The 21,609-nt window shown below is 38.9% G+C and carries 18 protein-coding genes; 7 read left to right on the top strand and 11 right to left on the bottom strand.

Features of this window, described 5'->3' with window-relative positions; genetic code table 11:
- Positions 1-1,077, bottom strand: coding sequence for a hypothetical protein (locus ABJN95_RS12245; protein WP_348370691.1), 1,077 nt, complete (start codon positions 1,075-1,077; stop codon positions 1-3).
- Positions 1,078-1,350: 273 nt separating this feature from the next.
- Here ABJN95_RS12245 and ABJN95_RS12240 point away from each other — a divergent pair, with 273 nt between their 5' ends.
- Positions 1,351-2,241, top strand: coding sequence for a LytTR family DNA-binding domain-containing protein (locus ABJN95_RS12240; RefSeq protein ID WP_348370690.1), 891 nt, complete (start codon positions 1,351-1,353; stop codon positions 2,239-2,241).
- Here ABJN95_RS12240 and ABJN95_RS12235 read toward each other — a convergent pair.
- The gene (locus ABJN95_RS12235) at positions 2,238-2,849 is read right to left on the bottom strand and encodes a nucleotidyltransferase family protein (protein ID WP_348370689.1); all 612 of its coding nucleotides are present in this window, start codon (positions 2,847-2,849) and stop codon (positions 2,238-2,240) included. The two genes, ABJN95_RS12240 and ABJN95_RS12235, sit on opposite strands and share 4 nt — an antisense overlap.
- An 8-nt stretch (positions 2,850-2,857) precedes the next feature.
- Positions 2,858-5,035: a DUF5916 domain-containing protein gene (locus ABJN95_RS12230; protein WP_348370688.1), complete on the bottom strand. Its 2,178-nt coding sequence runs from the start codon at positions 5,033-5,035 to the stop codon at positions 2,858-2,860.
- Positions 5,036-5,170: 135 nt separating this feature from the next.
- On the opposite strand from ABJN95_RS12230, the gene ABJN95_RS12225 reads away from it, so the two are divergent.
- Together ABJN95_RS12225 and ABJN95_RS12220 are read left to right on the top strand one after the other, a co-directional pair.
- Positions 5,171-6,262 carry a VWA domain-containing protein gene (locus ABJN95_RS12225; protein ID WP_348370687.1) on the top strand — a complete coding sequence of 364 codons (1,092 nt, stop codon included), beginning with the start codon at positions 5,171-5,173 and terminating at the stop codon, positions 6,260-6,262.
- 495 nt (positions 6,263-6,757) lie between these two features.
- Positions 6,758-6,925 carry a hypothetical protein gene (locus tag ABJN95_RS12220; RefSeq protein ID WP_348370686.1) on the top strand — a complete coding sequence of 56 codons (168 nt, stop codon included), beginning with the start codon at positions 6,758-6,760 and terminating at the stop codon, positions 6,923-6,925.
- 3 nt (positions 6,926-6,928) lie between these two features.
- Here the strand turns inward: ABJN95_RS12220 and ABJN95_RS12215 are convergent, their stop codons facing one another.
- The 3 genes from ABJN95_RS12215 to ABJN95_RS12205 all read right to left on the bottom strand — a co-directional run bounded on the left by ABJN95_RS12215 (position 6,929) and on the right by ABJN95_RS12205 (position 9,571).
- Positions 6,929-8,377, bottom strand: coding sequence for a M14 metallopeptidase family protein (locus tag ABJN95_RS12215; RefSeq protein ID WP_348370685.1), 1,449 nt, complete (start codon positions 8,375-8,377; stop codon positions 6,929-6,931).
- A 94-nt stretch (positions 8,378-8,471) separates the two neighbouring features.
- Positions 8,472-9,134: a peptidoglycan recognition family protein gene (locus tag ABJN95_RS12210; RefSeq protein ID WP_348370684.1), complete on the bottom strand. Its 663-nt coding sequence runs from the start codon at positions 9,132-9,134 to the stop codon at positions 8,472-8,474.
- Entirely contained in the window at positions 9,131-9,571 is a 441-nt protein-coding gene (locus ABJN95_RS12205) for a hypothetical protein (protein ID WP_348370683.1), read from the bottom strand. Before ABJN95_RS12205 ends, ABJN95_RS12210 begins: the two co-directional genes overlap by 4 nt.
- 59 nt (positions 9,572-9,630) lie before the next feature.
- On the opposite strand from ABJN95_RS12205, the gene ABJN95_RS12200 reads away from it, so the two are divergent.
- Positions 9,631-10,977: a serine hydrolase gene (locus ABJN95_RS12200; protein ID WP_348370682.1), complete on the top strand. Its 1,347-nt coding sequence runs from the start codon at positions 9,631-9,633 to the stop codon at positions 10,975-10,977.
- A gap of 243 nt (positions 10,978-11,220) precedes the next feature.
- On the opposite strand, the gene ABJN95_RS12195 is transcribed toward ABJN95_RS12200, so the two are convergent.
- On the bottom strand, positions 11,221-12,063 hold the full coding sequence (locus ABJN95_RS12195) for a 1,4-dihydroxy-2-naphthoyl-CoA synthase (RefSeq protein ID WP_348370681.1): 843 nt from the start codon (positions 12,061-12,063) through the stop codon (positions 11,221-11,223).
- A gap of 320 nt (positions 12,064-12,383) precedes the next feature.
- On the opposite strand from ABJN95_RS12195, the gene ABJN95_RS12190 reads away from it, so the two are divergent.
- Together ABJN95_RS12190 and ABJN95_RS12185 are read left to right on the top strand one after the other, a co-directional pair.
- Positions 12,384-12,797, top strand: coding sequence for a hypothetical protein (locus tag ABJN95_RS12190; RefSeq protein ID WP_348370680.1), 414 nt, complete (start codon positions 12,384-12,386; stop codon positions 12,795-12,797).
- 197 nt (positions 12,798-12,994) lie between these two features.
- Positions 12,995-15,655, top strand: a complete 2,661-nt coding sequence (locus ABJN95_RS12185; protein ID WP_348370679.1) for a T9SS type B sorting domain-containing protein — start codon at positions 12,995-12,997, stop codon at positions 15,653-15,655.
- A 296-nt stretch (positions 15,656-15,951) separates the two neighbouring features.
- Here the strand turns inward: ABJN95_RS12185 and ABJN95_RS12180 are convergent, their stop codons facing one another.
- The 4 genes from ABJN95_RS12180 to ABJN95_RS12165 form a co-directional block, all read right to left on the bottom strand.
- The gene (locus tag ABJN95_RS12180) at positions 15,952-17,193 is read right to left on the bottom strand and encodes a glycosyltransferase (RefSeq protein WP_348370678.1); all 1,242 of its coding nucleotides are present in this window, start codon (positions 17,191-17,193) and stop codon (positions 15,952-15,954) included.
- A gap of 109 nt (positions 17,194-17,302) precedes the next feature.
- Positions 17,303-18,814, bottom strand: coding sequence for a DEAD/DEAH box helicase (locus ABJN95_RS12175; protein ID WP_348370677.1), 1,512 nt, complete (start codon positions 18,812-18,814; stop codon positions 17,303-17,305).
- A gap of 143 nt (positions 18,815-18,957) precedes the next feature.
- Complete coding sequence (locus ABJN95_RS12170; RefSeq protein ID WP_348370676.1) at positions 18,958-19,887, bottom strand: glyoxylate/hydroxypyruvate reductase A; 930 nt, start codon at positions 19,885-19,887, stop codon at positions 18,958-18,960.
- 1 nt (position 19,888) lies between these two features.
- The gene (locus ABJN95_RS12165) at positions 19,889-20,398 is read right to left on the bottom strand and encodes a DUF6155 family protein (protein ID WP_348370675.1); all 510 of its coding nucleotides are present in this window, start codon (positions 20,396-20,398) and stop codon (positions 19,889-19,891) included.
- Between the two features lie 204 nt (positions 20,399-20,602).
- Here ABJN95_RS12165 and ABJN95_RS12160 point away from each other — a divergent pair, with 204 nt between their 5' ends.
- Entirely contained in the window at positions 20,603-21,466 is an 864-nt protein-coding gene (locus ABJN95_RS12160; protein WP_138658348.1) for an RNA polymerase sigma factor RpoD/SigA, read from the top strand.
- Positions 21,467-21,609 lie beyond the last annotated feature (143 nt).

Below are 21,609 nucleotides of genomic sequence, written 5' to 3'. Positions count from 1 at the left end.
TTAGTAGTCACGATACAACATATCTCCCAGCACCTGATACATCTCTAAATAGGTTGCCTCTATACAGCTGACGTTCTGAATGGAATTAGGAATGGAGTTCCTTAGATAGAATTTGACAGAATGAACCGGGTTGTTGCCATCTCCCATTTCACAGGGTAAACCTTCATCGGTTAGGCCTAGGTACGTAAAAGGGACTTCCTTTGTTGTAAAATGGTCTACCAAGAATTCTTTGCTTTGGTATTGTTTGGCTCCAGTACAGTCTACATCATCTTCTAAGTGATTTGCAATTATCAATTCCAATTCAGAACTGTCGCATGATGTAACCTGTGCCAATCCGCCATCGAAATCAAAATATTTGTAAAGGGAATCGGTCATCCAACCTCCCAAGGGGAAAATATGCTTCGGTTGGTACTTGGCATTATTTTGAAATATCGGATCCATATATGTACCCATAACCCCACTAGCTCCTGCCGAAAAGCCTGTTACCGACCAATGGTTCATATCTTTTTTCATAAATGGAAATAGCGTGGAATCTTCTACAATCGCACCAATTAGCTCTACCAGTTGTTTAGGACTATTGAGGGTCTTTCCGTTTTCTTCTCGTAGCTGCCATGGATGCCCATTACCGCTGTCTATTTCGCTAATTCCATTAGCAAAAATGAACGCCCGGGGCTGGTCTGATTTGTTTTCTAGGTAGTAATCAAAAAACAAGGTAGCACCTGAGTTTTCAGTTCCATTTGATCCATGTAAAAACAGAATTACATCACACGGACCACTTTCACACGCTTCTGCATACAAAACACTAAAGCCTATTTCTTGATTAGAGGTGCTGGGTGATTTATACACCCAATGTTGTCCATTTATTCCGTTTGAAGCACTATTAAGCGATTGCACTCCTGGGGTATTATTTACATATTGAATTCCATCTTGCACATCCGTATAGGAGAAATCTACTTTTCTAAAGTCGCTTCCCAATTCAGAATCCATAATTTCTGGTTCTTGAATAGCTACCGTTTCATCTTTTGAACACGCCAAAAAAGTAAACAGGGCTATTCCTAGTAATGCATGTTTTTTCATAGTTGTAATGGTTAACATAATATTTGATTTAAATAGTTTGGTATATTGATTTAAGGACAAATGCGTATTTTAAATTTGAATTGTTGCCCGTAGCTTCGCTAGTAGCAAAGCCACGTTTATCATAATTCGAATCGAGCTGTGCTTGTTATTTGATTAGAACGTTAAAAGTGTAAAAAGATTAGTCGTACATTTCGTGATTCGTCTCAAATCCGATAATTGTTCTGTGAAATCCGATGGGTTTAATTCAATAAATATTGATATTTGAAAGCGCTCATGAGTAAAGAAAAACCACTTAACTATTCCTTCTTCAAAAAAACGGAAGTTCTACTATTAGCCGGGGCTTTCATGGGTTTATTGCAGTTAACAATTACGGTTATTTACAAGGAAAGAACTGCTCAACTATTGGAAACGCTGAGTGATATAAAACTATTTTCCAAAAAATTATTGGTTGATTGGTTGATGGTAGAAGCCTTTGCGATTGTGATCTTGTTTTATTTGACGTTTCGCCTACAAGCGTACATTTCAAAGACCTACCCAAGCAATTTTAAGGAGGTCATTAGCGTAAATTTGCGTTATCTCTTCATCTTGTTGTTATCGTTGTGCATTTTTATTCCTTTGGCTATTATTTTTCGTCATGTTTGGAGGAATGAATTTGTTATTGACGGCAGTCGTTTAATTCGACAGTTCAGACACTTTGGAAGAATGTATGGGGAGGCTTTATTGCCTTTTTTGGCGGTTGGGTATACCTTTTTCAATGTCAACCTCTATCTGCAGTCCGGAAAGAAGAAGATTGCACAAAAGGAGAACGCACCCACATCGGAAGAAGTTAATTGTCTAGAGGTCATCAATGACAACGGAAATATGTTGATTCCGCTTTCCAACTTATTATGGATTGAAAAAAAGGATCGTATATATGAAGTAAAGACAATTGACAATTTGTATTACATTCGAAAAACCCTAAATGAACTTGAAGAGATGTTGTCAAGCAAAGGATTTATTCGTATCAATCGTGGTGTGCTTGTAAATCGTACGTATGTATACAATTATTCTTTTTGGGAATACGACAAATTTATACTTCGAATGAAAGATGAGGCGTTGACCGAATTTATCGTTTCACGCGAACGCATGCGTCAAATTAAAAGCCAATTGGTGCAAACAGTCTAAATTCGTCGCTTCTTGACCAATTCTTCATAGGCTTCCCAACTGTCAATATCAATTTCTTTTCCATCAGGATCTAAGGCTAAAATCGCGGCATCATTCGCAGCAATAATGTCTTTAGCTCCAAAGTCTTGGTTTAACTTTTGTAATTCTTCAAAGTATTCGTTACCAAAAATCGCTGGCACACCAGAGTGGTTTTTATATTGGGTAGTTATGATCTTCGATGGATTTCCGATCCAATTGCCCATCATTTTGTTCAAGTAGTTGGTGTCTATAAGCGGTTGGTCTGCTAACATAATAAGTAAAGCATCGGGTGTTGTTACTTTAGACATTAGGTATGCTACACCAGAGGCGATGGAGCTACCCAAACCATTTCTCCATTGCGCATTTTGTATAACTGTTGATGACTCTAAATTCACTTCTGCTTTGATGACCTCTTCCTTAGCTCCCAAAACTACGTAGGTATGACTCGCAATAGAAGCGTTAGCCTGATCTACAGCAGTACCCAATAACGTGGAGTCTTTCCAAGCAAGTATTTGCTTGGTCTGATCTCCCATTCTTGACGATTCTCCCGCTGCCAGAATTAAAATTGCAATACTTGGCTTTTTGTCCATATGCGATACTATTTATTGAACCAATAGGTAAATTTTAAAGTTAACGACCAGTCTCGAGGCATAAAAGGATCTATCATTTGATTATTCGTATATACTAAAAAGAGATCTGAAGCAGGAGCATAACGCCATTGAAACCTAGAGTTTAGATTAAAATTACCCGACTGTTCATTGTATTGAAAAAGCGTTGCAAAAAAAAGTTTGTTAGTAAACGTAAAATCTACCTCACTCCCTATGAGCCAAAATTCATTCGTATTCCATGGAGCGGGTAATTTAATATGATTGTAATTTAAGTTCGCGTTTAGGCCAACAAAAGGTTGAAAACGATATCCTAATTCGGTAGTCAAACTTGTTCGATTACCTCCAGCATAGTATCCTCCAAAGCGAGCTTCAAGGCCGTAGGTAAAAAGATTTTGAGGTTTTGAGGAAAACATCCCACCAAAAGCATTCCATTGGTGCTTTGTGCCGGTATCCAATTCTTCTTTACCCAAGCGCGTGGGATCAAAAGGTGCCAAGAGTTCAACATAATCATCAGAAACGAAAACTTCAAGGCTACTACGATTACGAAAAGCCAGTTGATATACCAGGTAATTTAGATTATCTGTTCGTCTAATATTCTCGTTAAAATAGATTTGAGAATTTATTGTGGGGCCGTGACTTACTATTTTGCCTTCCTTGGGGAAAAATAGATATCCAAGATTTCCATTGAAATTGACATAACCCCTTCTAGGTACAAAACCTACTTCGGCACTGTAATCTTCACTTACCCACTCTTCTTGAACGCGCCAGCTCCATTTGCGACTATTATACTCCAAATGAGCTGCCTGTGTAATTCCATTGGCATCATCATTGGGCGAAAACGATTTTAATAGAAAGGCTTTGCCATTCCATAGATTATTGGAAGAGGCCAAATTGTATTCAACTCCAAGATTTCGGTTGTACTCCGAATGAATTGTGCGCAGTGAATCACTCTCGTTCAAATAATTGAAAGACTGCTTATTGATGAGCATTATACCAATACTAGAACGACTGAAAACCTTTTTCTGCAATGATAACACCCCAAAGTTTTGACTAGGCAAGCCGGTTTCATCTACACTGGCTGTTTGAATATCCATAAGACCCACACGCCAAGAATCAGTGATATTACCACTTACACGAGCTCCGGCCTGTATCGGAACTCCAAGACCAATACGTCGAGAAAAAAAAGGTCTAATGGTAGGATAACCAAAGTTTGCAAATAGATCTCCATTTTCAAGGAAAAACTGGCGTCTTTCGGGAAAGAAAAGTTCAAACCGGTTCAAATTAGTAATCTGGCGGTCAACTTCCACCTGCGAAAAATCTGGGTTTACAGTGACATCGAGGTTCAAGGAAGGCGTTAAGCTAAATTTTAGATCACCCCCAATCTTTGTATTGAATTCAGATTCCTCGTTATTTGCCTTGTTTTGTTTTACATCTCCCAAGACATATGGAATCACTGAAAAGTTAAGTTTGGGTTTGGGTGGAGCTTCATCCCATACCAAGGTGCCATTGTAAGCCATTGAAGAAGTAGGAAATTGTCTGGGGACCGGTGTCCAACTAGATTTCTCACTTGATTTTAGATCAAGTCTGCTAAAGTTGATTCCCCATTCCTTTACCCCTTCTTCGTATCGAATAGATTTGAAAGGTACGGCCATTTCAAAGACCCACTTTTCATCGTCATGTGAGCTTCCAGATATCCACTTGCTATCCCAATTTAAATCGACATTACTTCCATTGAACATGGTGCCATCCCATTGTGCTCCGTAGGCATTAGACCCAAAAGTAAATCCTGTAGTTTGATTATTAAATGGATCTAAGAACAGAAGAAAGTTATCATTCTTACCAAAGGAAAAATCTCTTCGCAATGATTCAACAGTATATTTTGCTGTAGTACTGTGATAAAAGGTGGCTAACAAATAGAAGTTCTTGTCGTCATAGGCCATTCGGATTTCTGATTTTTCATTCGCTGGGTCAGTATCCATTGGCAGCACCATGTAGAAATCCTTGGCCACATCAGTATCACTCCAAGCCCTATCATCTCCAATACCATCTACTATTATCGGAGCGGTTGCTTTTCTGATTTGCAACCTAAAACCCTCATTTTTCTTTTGCCCATTTACTGCAGTATATAATAGTAAAAGTACTATTGCTAAGGAGAGGTTTTTTTTCATGAATTATTAAGCTTCTTCTAAACGAAGCCTGAAAACTACAAAAATCTCTTAACAATGTTTAACACTTATTTTAAAAGAAGGCCATAATTTATATAGATTTTGTCCGTTCTGATGGTTGAACCCAAAATTTAGAAAATGAAACCATACACCAAATTACTTGCCTTATTTTTTTCTGTTGCGTTTTTTGTTTCCTGTGGAAATGCTGATGACGACGTGAACTTTAGATTGAATACCGGAGACGGATTAGGTAAAGGTAAAGAAGTGGACGATTGCCTTGGCCTTGGAGAAAATGACTTAGTACTCTCGATTCAGGAACAATTTACCACCTTACCCGGTAAAGTCTCTATTCTTTTTAAAGTGTCTGACGCTGACCAGAACCCGATTTCAGGACTTACGGCCGACCAGTTTACGATTTATGAACAAGGAAGAAATGATGATTGTTTTAATACCATTTCGACTTCTGAGTCTTTGGCTCGTATATCACCCAATTCACAGATTTTTAGTAATAATACCTTGTTGGTGTTAGATTTGAGTAATAGTGTTTTGAGTAGCAGTTTAACAGAGTTGAAAAGTGCTAGTATTAGTTTTGTTGATAATGTGATGCCAGATACTCCAGTGGATTCTTTTAAAATGGCCATATATTGGTTCGATGGAGAAAATGAATTGCATCTATTGAATGATCTAACAACCTCAAAGGAGGAGCTGACCATGGCCATTAATGGCATAACAGATGACATAAGCAATGACCCATCTACAGATCTGTATGGCGCAGTTATTAAATCGACAGATAAGGCTTCTGAACTGCTAACAGCAAGTACACAAGGCGATAAAATTGGTGCCGCCTCGGTAGTGATATTTACCGATGGTACCGATCAAGCATCACGCTTTACTAAAGATGCGGCCCAGCAGAAAGTAGATGAAGCCGACCCAAATATTTCCTTTTTTACCATCGGCTTGGGTGGAGAAATAGATACACAAGTGCTTACCGATATCGGAAAGACTTTTAGTGTTTTTGCTGGCAACAAAGAAGAATTGGAAACCACTTTTAACGATATCTCGATTCGTGTATCAGAACGTGCGAATAGCTTCTACCTATTCGAATACTGCAGTCCAAAACGTGACGGAAGTGGTGAAAACAATTTAGCGATACAGGTCAAAACAGGTAATAAACAAGGTGCAGTACAGACAAAATTTGATGCTACTGGCTTTACTGGCGGATGTGAATAATACCAATTTTTCCAACAAAATTAAAGGCACCCAATCGGGTGCTTTTTTTGTATCTAAGGGTACTGTTCCGCATTTCAGCGTCAACCTTGAACCTTTTATCTGGGGTATTAGGGTTTTTGGCCCGATACTTGTTTCATATATAGAACCCCACATTTTTATTGACCACCTACATCCTAAAAACTGAAATGGCATTTAACGTAAAAGAAAGAAATTATGGATGTATTCAACTTAATTATTCGAAATAGCGCTTTAAATGGTATGCCAAAATGGTATTCCGCCACTACCCTCTTACTCTTTTCTACCATTGTAGTTACTTTGTTTGTGATGTTAGCAATACTGCTTGTATACGGGCCCCATATGAATATTCAGTACGGGTATTAAGACAGGAACTCCCTGTTTTCAGGGAGTACAATTTCACTTATGACAGTGATATTTACTCGCGCTTTCAGCAGTAATTTAGCCTTGTAAACAAAACACAACTAAAATTCAGAAATTATGAAAACGATTAAAAACATTATTAACGAGAGTGCTGTCGGAACTTTATCTAATTCGTATAAGTACGCCGTTATCTGCTTGTTCTCTGGAATTGTGGTCACAGTTGTTTCGCTTTTGGTATTTATGTTCACCAATATGGCCCATGTAAGCGCAAGCTTTAACTTTTAAAAGTCAATGAAACGTCATGGCATTTTTGAAATAGCCAGCCCCAGTATCGAGCTTGATTAAAAAGCCATTGACAACAGCATATTCGTAGACCCCATTTTTTTCTAGTAAAAAAGTGGGGTTTATACCTACTTCCAAATGCAGTGGTTCCAACTTGAAATTTGGTCCAACCAAATGAATGGGTTCTCTGGTGAATGGGTGAAGACTTAAGATTTGACTAGTAGTCCGCTTATAGAGATATCCCTCACGTAATAATTCAATAACGGATGACGCCTTATTGTATTGGTCTGCAATTTTTCCTTGTTTTATCGTATATCCTGATGCATCAAAGGTCTCATACCCATAGTAGGTAGACAGATCGCCTTGGTCGATAATGCGACTGCTATTCCAAAAATCAGCGCTATCTGCTATGGCTACTTCCAACCGATTCATTCCTATATCAATTGTATAGGGCTTCCCATTAATTTCATAGGTCGCATTAGTAAGCTTCAAATCAAATAGCTTCCGATCGTTTTCGGGTATTTTTTCGTAATCGGCTAAGGGTATATCCTCATAATTACCTTTGGCAATGGTATAAATTGCAGATAGAATAGACACATAGTTCAATTTTCTAATTGCTTGTTTCTCTACATCATTGAAGTACCCGCCCGACTCGATAAGAATCGTACTTGTACCCCATTTTTGAATATTATCGCCAAAGGCACGGGGTTCAAAATCGTCGTTATAGCGACCCACTTGCCCTGGGGCATATTTCTGAATAATATTGTTCATAAAAACAATAACCTTCATAGCATTGCCGCGTTTTTCATTGATTTCTTTTTCATAATTGTAAGCTGGTGCTAAATAGGAAATTGTAGCCGGTTTTTCTGTACGCTCGGCATTGTAATAGGTGCTCTGGTCGTGCAAATTAAATCCGAAGTCGGCATTCAAACTATCACGAACGCGTTTTAAGGTTCGACTTTCTGGAGACTGTAGGCGTAAGGCATCTCTATTGATATCTACACCCAACATATTTCTCCGTTGAAACCTTTCGGCCCCATCTGGGTTCAACATGGGAAGAAAATGAAGCGTCAGCTTGCTGAGAATTTCCTGTTTTTCATCCTTAAAATCATCGCTGGCAAAGAAGTTGAAAATATCAAATAGTGCTTGAGTGGCCGTTGGTTCATTACCATGCATTTGCGACCAGAGAAAAACGTTGGTCTTTCCTCTCCCAATACTCACCAACGATAAATCGCGACCTTGAATAGATTGTCCTACCACCTTTACTGTGAAGTAAGGGTTTGATCTAAGTTTTACCAATAATGGCTGTAGCTGATGGTGCTTTATTCTTCGCTTGTCTAAACTCGTCTCCTTGTACGTTTCATAGGTATCGAAGAGTTGGGAGGTAATATCCGACTCTTGGGAAAAAGCGATTGATGTTACTAGGAGCAAGAGTGTGAAAAATTTAGTCTTCATATTTTTTGTCAATGTTTTAGTGATCCAAAAAAAGAATATACAGAACGGCGTATTTGAATCTTTAGTCTATTTTTCTCTTTTCTATACGCTCTATTTATAAGTCAGGTAAAGGTTTAAATTCACGCGCTTTGGTGGCCGCTCTTACTTTCTCCATAAAACCTTTTCCAGGGTCAGTCTTTTTCGTGCGATACCCATCATCTTTTTCCATCCAAAGTTCATGGCCTTCAAAAAGGGTGTATTCATAATGCCCAATGAGATAGTCAATATGATACTTATCAGAAAGATAATTGACCAACGAAATGTTGGATTGTAATTGCGCTTCGGTTAGGGGCAAATCGTCTGTACCACCTACATTTTCAATTCCTATGGCACAATGATTTAATCCAATAACATGCCTGGCCATGGTAGTTTCTGGAAGCAAGCGATAAATCGTACCGTCTCTATCTACCATAAATTGAGAGCTGACATTCAAGGCACTGGCAGACTTTATGTCTGGCCTACTGGGCAAGGAAGATGGATTAAAGGTCGCGAAAGATTCCTCAAAAGTGGGAATAACCGTCCAGTGTAAAACAATCATTTTTGGATTAATCGTCGGGTCATTTTGTTCCAAACCATACCTATCGGAAAGATATTGCAAGGTTAACTGCTTGCGTTCGGCATCAAAAAGTAGGGGCTTGTCAATTATTTTGAATTTTTCTGCGCAGCCGTTAAACAATAAAACAAGACATATGGCCCTCAAAAATCTCGGATTAATCATAAACCTTGTTTGCTTTTAGTTTCTAAAGTATCATTTTCAACTTCGTAAACAATTTCAAGGTCCTTAACACCCCATTTTTTAGCTTTCTCAACCTTATCGCCCATATAGATGTCGATTCTTTTCTTCCATCGCTTGGCCATTTTATCTTTAACTAAATACACTCCGGGAAGGCCTTTGATCATTACTTTAGTATTGTGTTTTAACCCCATTTGAATCAAATCTCGAGAGACAGCAATGGCCTTCATTCTTGGTTTTAGGGTATCACCCCAAGCCGCAATAGTAGGATAACCGTCAGTTTGAGAAGGTACTGAGTTGTACGCTGAAACCTTTACCTCAATAGCTTTCCAAACGAATTTATCTTGCTGCTTCTGTTTACATGAACCAAAAAGTAACAGCACAACACTAGACCATATGATACAGGTTTTCAAATAAGACATTGAAAAATACATTTAGTTATCTTCGTTTTTAAATTTAATCATAAAAATTCCTTTCTATCTTGAAAACTTTTAAACGTATTCTTTTGTTGCTGCTACTTCTCCTTACCATTGCAGTAATTTACAATTATCCTAAACTCAATATCATTTCGGGTTACGCTTCTAAAAATCTGGCCTCTACTAATTTCATTGCCGATAGATTGTATTCCGATATTGTAGAAAGTGATAATAATGTCCCCCTTATTAAGCTTGCAGAACTAGAAAGTACCGATGAAAATGGAGTAACCACTTCCGTTTTTGGACTTATGGAACGCGAAAGTATCTGTCGTGAAGGTCTGGGTTGTGTGTTGATCAACGATGACTACGACAAAACACAAACATTACCAAAACCAAAACGCACCTATGCTGCCAAAAATTTACCCTTTCCCTATGGAAATAAGGAACAGGCCGATACGGTTTTTGAAAATATCGATTATAAAAAGTTAAACGCCGCTGTAAAAAGCGCTTTTGTCGACTATGAAATACAAAAAACACGTACAATACTGGTGGTTTACAAAGGTCAAATTGTGGCCGAAGAGTACATAGAAGGGTTTTCCAAGGATACACCGATTCTAGGTTGGTCAATGACCAAAAGTGTTTTGGCAACTTTATATGGAATTTTAATGCATCAAGGTAAAATAGATATGAGTTATCGCCCTTTTAAGGAATTAGATCTAACGGGCTTAACGAGTAAAGACCCCCGCGAGATTATTCCTTTAGATGATTTTCTTCGGATGTCTAGCGGATTAGCTTGGGATGAAGATTACGGTTCCATTTCAGATGTGACAAAAATGTTGTTTTTGGAAGCTGACATGACCAAATCTCAAATAAACACGGCGTATAGTAGTGACGATCCCAAGGTATGGAACTATTCATCTGGAACTTCGAATTTTCTTTCGGGCGTACTTCGGAAGCAGTTTAAAACACATCAGGAGTACTTAGACTTTCCATATGTTGAGCTCATTGATAAAATCGGGATGCATTCCATGCTCATTGAAGCCGATATGGCAGGAAATTACGTAGGTTCCTCATATGGATGGGCTACAACTCGTGATTGGGCTAAGTTTGGACTACTTCACCTTAATAAAGGCAATTGGAATGGAGAACAGTTATTTAGTCCGGAATGGATAGATTATATCACCACACCTACCGAAGGCTCAAACGGCACCTATGGCGCCCATTGGTGGCTTAATTCCGAAGGTAAGTACCCTGATGTACCTAAAGATTTGTATTCGGCAAACGGATTTCAAGGGCAACGGGTTTATATAATTCCCTCTAAAGACTTGGTTATCGTACGAACCGGACTCGCAGAAGCCCCATATTTCGACGATAATACTTTTTTGAAGGAAGTAACAGGGGCCATTGAATAAGTCAAATAACAGATTTTGGGCCTTTCACCACAAAAACCTGCCTACTCACAACAATAATTTAGAAATTTTGGAGAATGCGATTAAGTTTACTGTGTAATTAAGAAGTAAATTTTTTCATTTTCATATAGTGTTCTCGTAAAAGAGCTTGGTCCAAAGGATCAAGCTCTTTTTAGTTAAGATCATTTTCTCAAATAATCGTAAAGCTCCCGGCCTCACTAGTTTTCAAGGAGCAATAAACCGCTTTTAAGGAATCCACTTGTTCTTACCAAAATTTGGTTTCCTTTTTTCTAAGAATGCATTCCTACCTTCTTTTGCCTCTTCGGTTCCGTAGGCTAAGCGCGTGGCTTCACCTGCAAAAACTTGCTGCCCTACCATTCCATCGTCGGTAAGGTTCATGGCAAATTTTAGCATTTTTATGGAGGTTGGAGATTTTTCAAGTACTTCTTGTGCCCATTGGTAAGCAGTCGCTTCTAAATCCTCATGGGGTATTACAGCATTCACCATTCCCATTTCATAGGCTTCTTGTGCAGAATAATTTCTTCCCAAGAAGAAGATTTCCCTTGCTTTTTTCTGTCCAACCATTTTAGCCAAATACGCAGACCCATACCCAGCATCAAAGCTGGTAACATCCGCATCGGTCTGTTTGAAAATAGCGTGTTCCTTACTGGCTAATGTCATATCACAAACCACGTGTAGACTATGCCCACCACCTACTGCCCATCCGGGTACTACTGCAATTACCACTTTTGGCATAAATCGGATTTGCCGCTGCACTTCTAAAATATTCAAACGGTGCATACCGTCATCACCTACATACCCTTGCTCTCCCCTAGCCTTCTGGTCGCCTCCACTACAGAAAGCATATACACCATCTTTGGTTGAAGGCCCCTCGGCAGAAAGTAGCACTACCCCTATCTCAGTATCTTCCTGGGCGTCGTAAAAGGCCTGATACAATTCACTAGTTGTTTTTGGTCGGAATGCATTTCGAACATTTGGTCGATTAAAGGCAATGCGGGCTACCCCGTCACTTTTCATATATGTAATGTCTTCAAATTCCTTTGCTATTTTCCAGTTGGGAGATTTCATTTGCTTTAGTTTTGGAGTGATAAAGATACCTATTCTTTAGAAAGTTTTTTTGTCATAATAGATGAATACATAGTTTATTATTTCGCACCAATCTCCCTGTGAACAGGAATATTTTATCTGTTTGAACAGCGACAAAGAAAGACTGATCGTGGCGCTCTTCAACTACAAAGTTCACATTCTCCTCAAGACCTGGCCTATGTTAACCCTAACTGATTCATAAATTACAGCCTAAATGCCCGCTGCAAACAAGGGCCAGCCAATAAGAGCTTCTTAGGCAACGAAAACACTAGTCATGGCGTCATATAAGAAAGCAATTTCATATGCAAACCACGAGCACAGAAAAAACCAGTAAAGCTTCTAAGATATATTGTCTAACAGGAAGTCTACTTCTTTTATTTATGGGCTTATTTCATGGTAGTGGTTTTTTCTATGTTAGTGAAGCCATTCAATCATCAAATGCTGAAGCATTCTTAAAAGATATTGTTCCTGTACTATTTGCACACCCATCTATACATCTGATCGGGCTAGCGGCTTTTGGAGTTATGGCGGTATTTCTAAAACACCAGTTGCGAAAACTAACTTGGTTACTAGCCGTACTAGTTATTTTAGATGCGCTATTGGCATTTTTTTTAGGGGGAATGATTCCTGGCCTACTTCTACTGGCCGCCGCAATCTGTTTTGTTTTAGCTGGCTTAAAACAGCAACCAATGAAAGCTGCTCAACTTGACCTTTGAAGAAACTCCACCTAATGGTTTAACTCCTCTTCTGCTCGTCTGTGATGAGCTCAGTTACTCGTAATTTGTAAATCGAGGCATTCGTCTCGTTAGGGTTAGCGAAGCTATTAATCAATCTCATACGGCAGAATCGAATAAATCAAATAGCATTACCCTTAGTTGGTAAAAAATAGATATATTGATGTTTGGTGCATGTTATGAAAAAACTATTTTTTTTACTTATAATCTTACTGGTTAAGTTGGGTTATGCCCAGCGTGAAGCCAATATATGGCATTTTGGTGCTGGAGTAGGGTTAGATTTTAATTCTTGTGAGCCGGTGCCCGTATTTAGTGAAATGAGATCTACAGAAGGTTGTGCTTCTATTGCAAATAGCCAAGGTGAATTACAGTTTTATACTGAGGGGGGCACGGTTTGGAACAGAAACCACCAAATCATGAACAATGGTACGGGGCTTTTAGGGCATCGCTCGGCAACCCAGTCGGCAATGATTGTACAGCGACCTGGTAGTCTCAATGAATATTATGTTTTTACCATAGATGAAATTGGCAAAAGCAACGGCCTAATGTATTCTGTTATAGATATGAACGGTGATAGTGGTCTTGGAGAAGTAACCACAAAAAATACAGCACTAGTCGCTCCAGTAGTCGAAAAAATACACGCAGTACAACATGCCAACGGGGAGGATGTTTGGGTGAGCGTACATGGTTTTGAAAATAATACGTTTTACTCTTTTCTTGTCACTGCGGCAGGTGTTGAAGCTATTCCTGTGACTAGTGCTGTAGGTCCTGTGATATCTGGAGATTTATTGGCAACTATTGGTGCTATGAAGTTTTCACATAATGGAAAAAAGTTGGCTAGTGCCAACTATGAAGATGGGGTAAGTCTGTTTGATTTTGATGCGAATACCGGACTTTTTAGCAACCCTGTAGTTGTAACCCCAAGCCACTATAGCTACGGTATCGAGTTTTCTAAATCGAATAACCTCTTGTACGTAAGTACTTCATATCTGGATATCGACAATAGACTACTGCAATATAATCTGAACGCTCCAAATATAAATGCATCTGAAGTTGTGCTTTTGGACCTTTCAGATACTGGTAGCGTCGGGTCATTGCAAATGGGTCCGGACCATAAACTATATGTATCAATTGAAAATAGAGATTATTTAGGTGTCATCAATGAACCAGACCGGTTAGGGATATCCTGTAATTTTGTTGAATTCGGTTTGGAATTAAATTCGGGACTCACCAAAAGAGGTTTGCCCTTGTTTCTTTCCCCTATTTTCCACGACGAAATGCTAGTTGAGGACACTTGTTTCGGTGATATTACCAATTTCAGACTTAGTACCAATGTAGAGACCATTTCTTGGGATTTTGGCGACCCGGATTCCGGAATAGATAATATTTCCACCGAAATAGAACCGCTTCATATATTTAGCGCTCCGGGCACCTATACGATTACCACTAACATTCCGGCCAACTGCGGTCCTACGCCAACGATAACCAAAGAAATTACAATTACGGGCATTCAAGCCCCCACAGCGGTTCAATTAGTGCAGTGCGATGATAATGCCGACGGATTTAGCTCTTTTAATTTAAATGAAGCAGATAGGCAATTGACTCAAAATGAAGACCTCTTGTTATACTATAGAACAAAGGATGAAGCCATTAGCCGGGTCAATCAGATAACTCCCGCAGATTCATATCAAAATATCGTGGCAAATTCAGACTCGGTTTGGGTTAGCGTTGAAAATAGCACGGGATGCTTTCAAGTTGTTGAAGTTGAACTAATAGTTTCTCCTAATGACGTCTTTAGCACTATACCCCCAATAACTTTCGAACTTTGTGACGATGCTTTTGATGATGGCATTACCAACTTTGATTTAAGTAGTGCTGTCGATACTATTAGGCAATTATTTCCTGATCAGGCTACCGACATCACATTTTTTAGGAATTTAGAAGATGCACTAGCGGAAGCCGATGCTATTACCCAACTCGATTCGTACGAAAATATAGGTTATCCTTTTACACAAGATATTTACATTCGGGTCGATGATAGATTAACTAACAATTGCTTGGGAATTGGAAATGTGATCCAATTAACTGTAATAGCCCAACCTCAATTTGAGGTCGTTACAGAGGTTGATTTTTGTCTTGGTGATACATCAGAGGTCATTTTGGAGGTGTATAACGCGGGTGATGTATATTCCTATGAATGGACAGATGCCTCTGGAGAGATCATAAGCACGGCTAGTGATGCAAAAATCAATCAGGGCGGGCTCTATACTTTAGTTGCCACATCAATTAATGGATGTACATCTTTTCCGATAGTTGTAGATGTCATTGAATATCAAAAAATAGGAATTACTTCGGGCATGATTACGATTACTGATGGTCTAGAGAATAATACTATTTCAATTGACGAGTCCCAATTGGGTACTGGTAATTATGAATATACCTTAGATGATGAATTTGGTGTTTATCAGGATACACCCTTTTTTCAAAATGTGTCGACTGGTGCTCATACAATTTATGTTAGGGAAGAGAATAGTTGTAACCCAAGTGTTATAGAAATTTCGGTCATAGGGTTTCCGAAATTCTTCACCCCCAATAATGACACCTTTTACGATACATGGAATCTTGAAGGTTTAAGTAATGATCTTACACCAAATTCCAAAGTCTTGATTTTCGATCGATATGGAAATTTTATTACGCAATTAACCCCAGGAAGTATTGGGTGGGATGGTACAATAAATGGTCAACAAGCAGTACAATCTGATTATTGGTTTAAAGCGGAGCTATTTGATCAAGAGGGGAAAGTAAGAACTGTGAGTGGTCATTTTAGCTTGAAACGATAAGCAAAGTAATTGTTTGGTGGTGTTCCGCAAGTATACTATATGTTTTTGCCATGTTTAGGTTTGCTACACGGAATTGGGGTCTTGGTAGTGGTGCATCAATCGCCTTTTTTAACCTGGTTCGTTTAGCATATGTATTGCAAGCTTCAAATTTGATTTCCATAGAATGGTTTGCCTATACCAAAGTGCGGGAATAGGGTATTAAAAATTGGGTGTTCCCCTTGAAGGTGATGCGCTGATTACCGATAGCGGTGTATTAATCCGAGAATATTAGTCATCAAATAGGTTTAAAAACTAATTTATTTGTCGTTCTTCGCCTCAATCCACTTCGCCATATATTTAGTGGAAGACAAGGTTTGGTGACGTAACATCGCACCAACAAAGTTGTTTTTGCGATGTCTTTCTAAATCTATTTGAACCGATGCTATTTTAGCGTCCAACTTTTCCATCCAAACGGTCTTGGCATAAAGTGAGTTAATGATTTTAAATCCGTCTGCTTGCGCTTGTAGCCAATCGTTTTGATTGGTATAAAGTTCAACGGCCGCTTCAGCAATGCTTGCAGCAGTTTTGGCAATACGTCCATTAAATGCCAAATTTCCGTGCGTACCCTCAGCTCCTATTGGAGTCGTCACACTTGGCGTTCCATTTTCCATAGCGGCAATTAGTTTTCCTTTAAGCCCTGCCCCAAAACGTAAGGGAGCCATGTTTACCCTTGCAAGATGTAGCACTTCATTCGCGTCGTTTGCCCAGCCCTCTACTATAAAACCATCTTTTTCAAGATGCATTTGTTGAATCTGTTCGGGTAAATAGGCACCGTAGATTTTTAAATTGGCATGAGGTAGTTCTTTTCGAATCAAAGGCCATATTTCGGTTTTTAACCAAACTATGGCGTCTATATTGGGCCTATGTTTCCCGTTACCAATGCAGATAAAGTCTCTTCGGTTTTCGAAGCCGTTCAAGGCTTTTTTTTCTTCCTCCGAAATGAAATCTATAAGAAAAGGCAAATACATCAAAACAGACTTGTCAATTTGAAGAACATCCCTTAAGAGATACATTTCATAAGAAGATATAATTAACGCTATATCAGAACGATAGATACTAGCGATTTCACGCTTTGTAATATTTTCTTGGATCCAGGCGTTCTCGGAAAAAGAAATCCCATTTTTAAAGCATTTTTCTCTCGTATATCGTAGCGAATGCAAATCTTCCGTGTCTAAAATGCGTAAAGCGAGAGGAGCAAATTCAGCAACGCGCCAACCGAATTGTTCTTCGGTTAAGAAACGGTCAAACAAAACTACATCTGGTGCGAGATTCGCAATAAATTCATCAAAACTAGAATGGTTTAGCCGTATGGTAGCTTTAGAAATTCCCAAAGCTCTTAAATCTAATGCAAGTTCAGATTCAGCCGCTGTAGATGCAACTGTGATTTGATAACCTTTCTTTAAAAAGTAGTGTAGGAGTTGTTGCATTCGGTTTCCGGCTGCCGTGGAATTGGGCTCTGGCCAGACGAAGGCAACTATTAAAAGTTTTTTCTTCTGCATTATGTACTTTAATACGTCATTGCGGGCAAGGCGTGGCGAACTATTGTATGCTTTTTGAATATATGGCAGCTACCCGGTGCAGCCTTTCTTCGCAATAAGGAAGTACTAACTACATCCGCGATGCGAACTTCTTCGAGATATTCGAACGCAGTTTACGCTCGTAGTCTTCTTCTAACCACTCTTTGTAATTCTTAGTATTATTCATAATACAATAGGAATATTGGCGTACACGATACTGTATTTCCTCCTTCAGTTGCTTGGCCAAAATACGCGCATCAAAGACATCTTCTGCATTTTCAACACAGATTTTCGCATGCTGCTCTATACTGTTTTCCAGCACTGTTTTGGACTTCTGTCCGAGGGCAAATATTCTTTTGTATTCAGCTTTGACGTCGAATTCGATATTTTCTGATTTCGAAAATTTAGCTTTTAAAGCAGCCGGCATTTCATATACAAACTCCCGTTCAATATCTTCATCATTCTTAATATTCTCTAAAAAGAAATCTGGAAAATGAAAAATCTCCTGCCAGTCTATAGGGGCTTCCCACATACCGAAACGGGCGACATTGTTTCCCATATCCACTACCGAAAATTCCTTTTTATTAGGTAGCACCCGTGATCCGCGTCCAATCATTTGAAAATACAAAGTAAGCGATCGCGTAGCACGATTTAATATAATGGTTTCCACGGTCGGCTCATCAAAGCCGGTAGTCAAAATACTTACAGAGGTTAAAATCGCATCAGGGGTATTCGAAAACCAATCTAAGATATCACGTCGCTCTGCAGCACTGTTCTTATTGTCTAGGTGTCTGATATTATAACCTGCTTTTTTAAAAGTCTCATACACATAGCGAGAAGTATTGATTCCGTTGTTGAAAATCAAGGTTTTGGTTCCCTTCGCGATTTCGTTGTAAGCGGTGACCAGCTTACTCAGCATATTTTGGTTGCCGTAAAGCTCATCGGAAGATTTTACTGTATAATCTCCATTGATTCCTAATTTTAAGGTTTGCAAGCTTACATCATAATTATAGACATTGGCTTTGGCCAAGAAATTCTTTTCAATCAGAGCCCCAATCGATTCACCCACAATCAACTTTTGATAGTTGTCTTTCATGGGTAATTTGATATTCGAGCTTAAGGGCGTTGCGGTTACACCAAGTATGGAGGAATTTTCAAAGTATTTGAACAATTTTCGAAAAGAATTGTAATGTGCCTCATCTATGATGACCAATCCGATATTGTTAATCTCCACTTTCTCCTCCTGCAAACGATTGTTAAGCGTTTCAACCATCGCCACAAAGCAGGTATATTCATCTTGATCTCGGAGTTCCTTGACCTCGCTATTGATGATTTTATTATTAACATTAAAACCACTCAACATGGTTGAAGTTTGAATGCTAAGTTCGATACGATGGGTTAATACAACTACTTTCTTACCGGTTTGCTCAATATATCTACGAGCGATTTCCGAAAAAACCACGGTTTTACCCCCTCCAGTCGGTAATTGATACAATATGTTAGAAGCTGCATCCGACTCATCCAACGCCTTGAAAATTTTGTTTAAATCTTCAATCTGGTAGTCGTATAGTGTTTTTTCTTTTGTCTCTTTTTGTACTTCCAAGTAGTGCTAGTTTCTTTTAAACTCTTGTTAAAATTTCGATCTGGGGGAATTTTGCAAAATTAACAGATTTTTACGCTCAGACGAAATTTAATATGGGGATTTGCACAATTTTTAATTTATATGTTGTTTTGAAACAAGCCTTTTTAATACCCTTTATCGGTGGAAACTAAATTAGTCAACAGCTCTCCGTGTTGCATTCTCCTGTAGTTTTCAATGATTTGAGGCACAACAGAGTCTGTATCCGAAACACTTGCATAGTGTGGCGTAATATGTATTTTTTCATGCTGCCAAAACGGATGATCACTTGACAAGGGTTCTTGATGGAAAACATCAAGAGTCGCCCCAGATAACTGTCCGGAATCCAACATCTCAATAAGGTCTACATCTACCAAATGTCCTCCTCGGGCAGCGTTGATAACAAACGCGCCTTTGGGCAACTGATTGAAAAGCTCCTTGTTTAGAATTCCTGCAGTAGCATTGGTCAAGGGGAGTAAACACGCTAGTATTTCAGAAGATCCTAAAAATTCAGCTAGTTCGTCCTTTCCTGCAAATGCTGTGACTTTGTCAATTTTCTTTCTAGAATTCGACCAGCCTTGGGTCTTGAATCCGAAACGGACCAAATCTTTGGCCAAGGCTGTACCTAAGGCGCCTAATCCCAAAATGCCGACAGTATAGTCGGCTATTCGACGGTATTGTTCTGGCTTCCAAAGCGACTTGGTTTGATTGATTTTATACTGATAAAAACGTTTAAGGTAACTGAATATGGCAGCGAGCACATATTCAGACATATCGCTAGCCAACATTGCATCAACAACTCTGGTAATCGGTAGGTTCTTAGGAGTTGTTTCATCTTCAAACAAAAAGTCTACTCCTGCCCCACTCGAAGCAATATATTCCAAATTGGGATATTGCGATAGAGTGCCTTTTGGGTTTTTCCAAACCAGGGCCATAGTTATTTCATCGGCCGGATGCTCTTCTAAATAACTGTATATGCTGATATCAGGAGCCGCTCTTTGTAAGGCCTCTTTCCAAAGTTCAATTTTGTCGTCTTGTCTTATAATTACGATACTCATGCTAATCGATTATGTCTAAGGCCCTTGAGAACTCTTCTTCAAACAGCCAGTTTTGTTCTTGGGTAATGGTATAAATTTTTACGATTCTGTCTTTAAAATCGAGTATCAGCCCATTGATGGAGATAAAGTGTACTGCCTCAGTAAATGAGTTGGCCATACTTTTATAAAAAGCATCGGGCACATTGCGACTTATGGAAAAAGACTGTGCAATTTCCAAGTTATAGAGCATCAAATCGGCTACCAAGTGAGGCTCAACCCCTAACTTATTAAAATGCTTGATAAATTTCTGCGCTACAGAACGTCGTGCTTTCGGACGTTTTCGTTTTAAGGGAAAATATTCATTGGATATCTTGGTCTTTGCCTGTTGAATCAATTTATCTTCTTTGGGGTTAAATACAAAGTCGTAGTATTCCTTAACCAAAGGAAAGCGTTGGTACAAATCAAGAATTTGTTCTTCTAACTCTTTCTTCTTAAGGTCGGCCAGATATTTCTGCAGTGCTCGCTTGCTCATAGTATGATTTGTCTTCCAAAAATAGGTTTTGCTGTTGAATAAATCACTATGGTGTGTAAAGCGTGCTTGCTCGATAGACTGGTATAGTAGGTGGCAAGACACTTTGTAATAAATTATGTATAAGATTATCTACATGTCTTTGGAAAAGATGAGATAATAATGTATTATGTATTCTTGTAGAACAACGAAACACCAAAAACATATATGAGGCAACTAAAGATTATCAAGCAGGTAACAAATAGAGAATCAAAATCACTAGATAAGTACCTGCAAGATATCAGTAAAATCGATTTAATAAATGCTGCGGAAGAAGTGGAGCTGGCGCAGCGCATTCGAGAGGGTGACCAATGGGCCCTTGAAAAATTAACCACAGCAAACCTCCGATTTGTAGTTTCAGTAGCAAAACAATATCAGAATCAGGGTTTAAAACTGCCTGACTTGATCAACGAAGGCAATTTAGGTTTGGTAAAAGCTGCCAAACGTTTTGATGAAACAAGGGGGTTTAAATTTATTTCCTATGCCGTTTGGTGGATACGTCAATCTATTCTTCAGGCGCTTGCGGAGCAGTCACGGGTTGTTCGTTTGCCTTTGAACAAGATTGGCTCTATCAACAAAATCAAAAAGACCTTTTCGTATTTAGAGCAGGCCAATGAACGTCCACCCTCTGCGGAGGAAATCGCCAAGGAATTGGAAATGACTGTAAGCGAAGTAAAGCAGTCGATGAAAAACTCGGGCAGACATGTTTCTATGGATGCTCCCCTTCGTGAAGGTGAGGATTCGAACTTATACGATGTACTACGCTCTGGTGAATCACCTCGGCCTGATAAAGATTTAATGCAGCAATCATTGAATATAGAAATTGTTCGAGCCTTAGAAACCTTATCACCTAGAGAAGCGGATGTAGTAAAGTTATACTATGGCATCGGTGATCAACAGTCAATGACCTTAGCTGAAATCGGACAAACCTTTGATTTAACACGTGAGCGTGTTCGTCAGATACGAGAGAAAGCAATACGCAAGCTACGTCACAATTCACGAAGTAAATTGCTGAAGACCTACTTAGGGTAATCACAAACTAACCATAAAAAAAGCGCCTTAACAGTACTGTTAAGGCGCTTTTCTATAAAGGGAACTACGGTTTAAGAATAGTTCAATTTATTAATTTCATAATCGGTTAAAATTTCATTTAAACTTTCGATAAAATTTAAATA

The organism is Maribacter sp., from assembly GCF_039974175.1.
Lineage (GTDB): Bacteria > Bacteroidota > Bacteroidia > Flavobacteriales > Flavobacteriaceae > Maribacter_C.
This window is presented reverse-complemented; position numbering and strand designations above follow the sequence as displayed.

Excerpts from the sequence above, each read along its gene's own strand:
- ABJN95_RS12190 (WP_348370680.1), top strand. The coding sequence starts at position 12,384 with ATGCAAACCACGAGCACAGAAAAAACCAGTAAAGCTTCTAAGATATAT.
- ABJN95_RS12225 (WP_348370687.1), top strand. The coding sequence starts at position 5,171 with ATGAAACCATACACCAAATTACTTGCCTTATTTTTTTCTGTTGCGTTT.
- ABJN95_RS12240 (WP_348370690.1), top strand. The coding sequence starts at position 1,351 with ATGAGTAAAGAAAAACCACTTAACTATTCCTTCTTCAAAAAAACGGAA.
- ABJN95_RS12180 (WP_348370678.1), bottom strand. The coding sequence starts at position 17,193 with ATGCAGAAGAAAAAACTTTTAATAGTTGCCTTCGTCTGGCCAGAGCCC.
- ABJN95_RS12170 (WP_348370676.1), bottom strand. The coding sequence starts at position 19,887 with ATGAGTATCGTAATTATAAGACAAGACGACAAAATTGAACTTTGGAAA.
- ABJN95_RS12210 (WP_348370684.1), bottom strand. The coding sequence starts at position 9,134 with ATGATTAATCCGAGATTTTTGAGGGCCATATGTCTTGTTTTATTGTTT.
- ABJN95_RS12245 (WP_348370691.1), bottom strand. The coding sequence starts at position 1,077 with ATGAAAAAACATGCATTACTAGGAATAGCCCTGTTTACTTTTTTGGCG.
- ABJN95_RS12205 (WP_348370683.1), bottom strand. The coding sequence starts at position 9,571 with ATGTCTTATTTGAAAACCTGTATCATATGGTCTAGTGTTGTGCTGTTA.
- ABJN95_RS12235 (WP_348370689.1), bottom strand. The coding sequence starts at position 2,849 with ATGGACAAAAAGCCAAGTATTGCAATTTTAATTCTGGCAGCGGGAGAA.
- ABJN95_RS12220 (WP_348370686.1), top strand. The coding sequence starts at position 6,758 with ATGAAAACGATTAAAAACATTATTAACGAGAGTGCTGTCGGAACTTTA.
- ABJN95_RS12195 (WP_348370681.1), bottom strand. The coding sequence starts at position 12,063 with ATGAAATCTCCCAACTGGAAAATAGCAAAGGAATTTGAAGACATTACA.
- ABJN95_RS12230 (WP_348370688.1), bottom strand. The coding sequence starts at position 5,035 with ATGAAAAAAAACCTCTCCTTAGCAATAGTACTTTTACTATTATATACT.
- ABJN95_RS12160 (WP_138658348.1), top strand. The coding sequence starts at position 20,603 with ATGAGGCAACTAAAGATTATCAAGCAGGTAACAAATAGAGAATCAAAA.
- ABJN95_RS12165 (WP_348370675.1), bottom strand. The coding sequence starts at position 20,398 with ATGAGCAAGCGAGCACTGCAGAAATATCTGGCCGACCTTAAGAAGAAA.
- ABJN95_RS12215 (WP_348370685.1), bottom strand. The coding sequence starts at position 8,377 with ATGAAGACTAAATTTTTCACACTCTTGCTCCTAGTAACATCAATCGCT.
- ABJN95_RS12185 (WP_348370679.1), top strand. The coding sequence starts at position 12,995 with ATGAAAAAACTATTTTTTTTACTTATAATCTTACTGGTTAAGTTGGGT.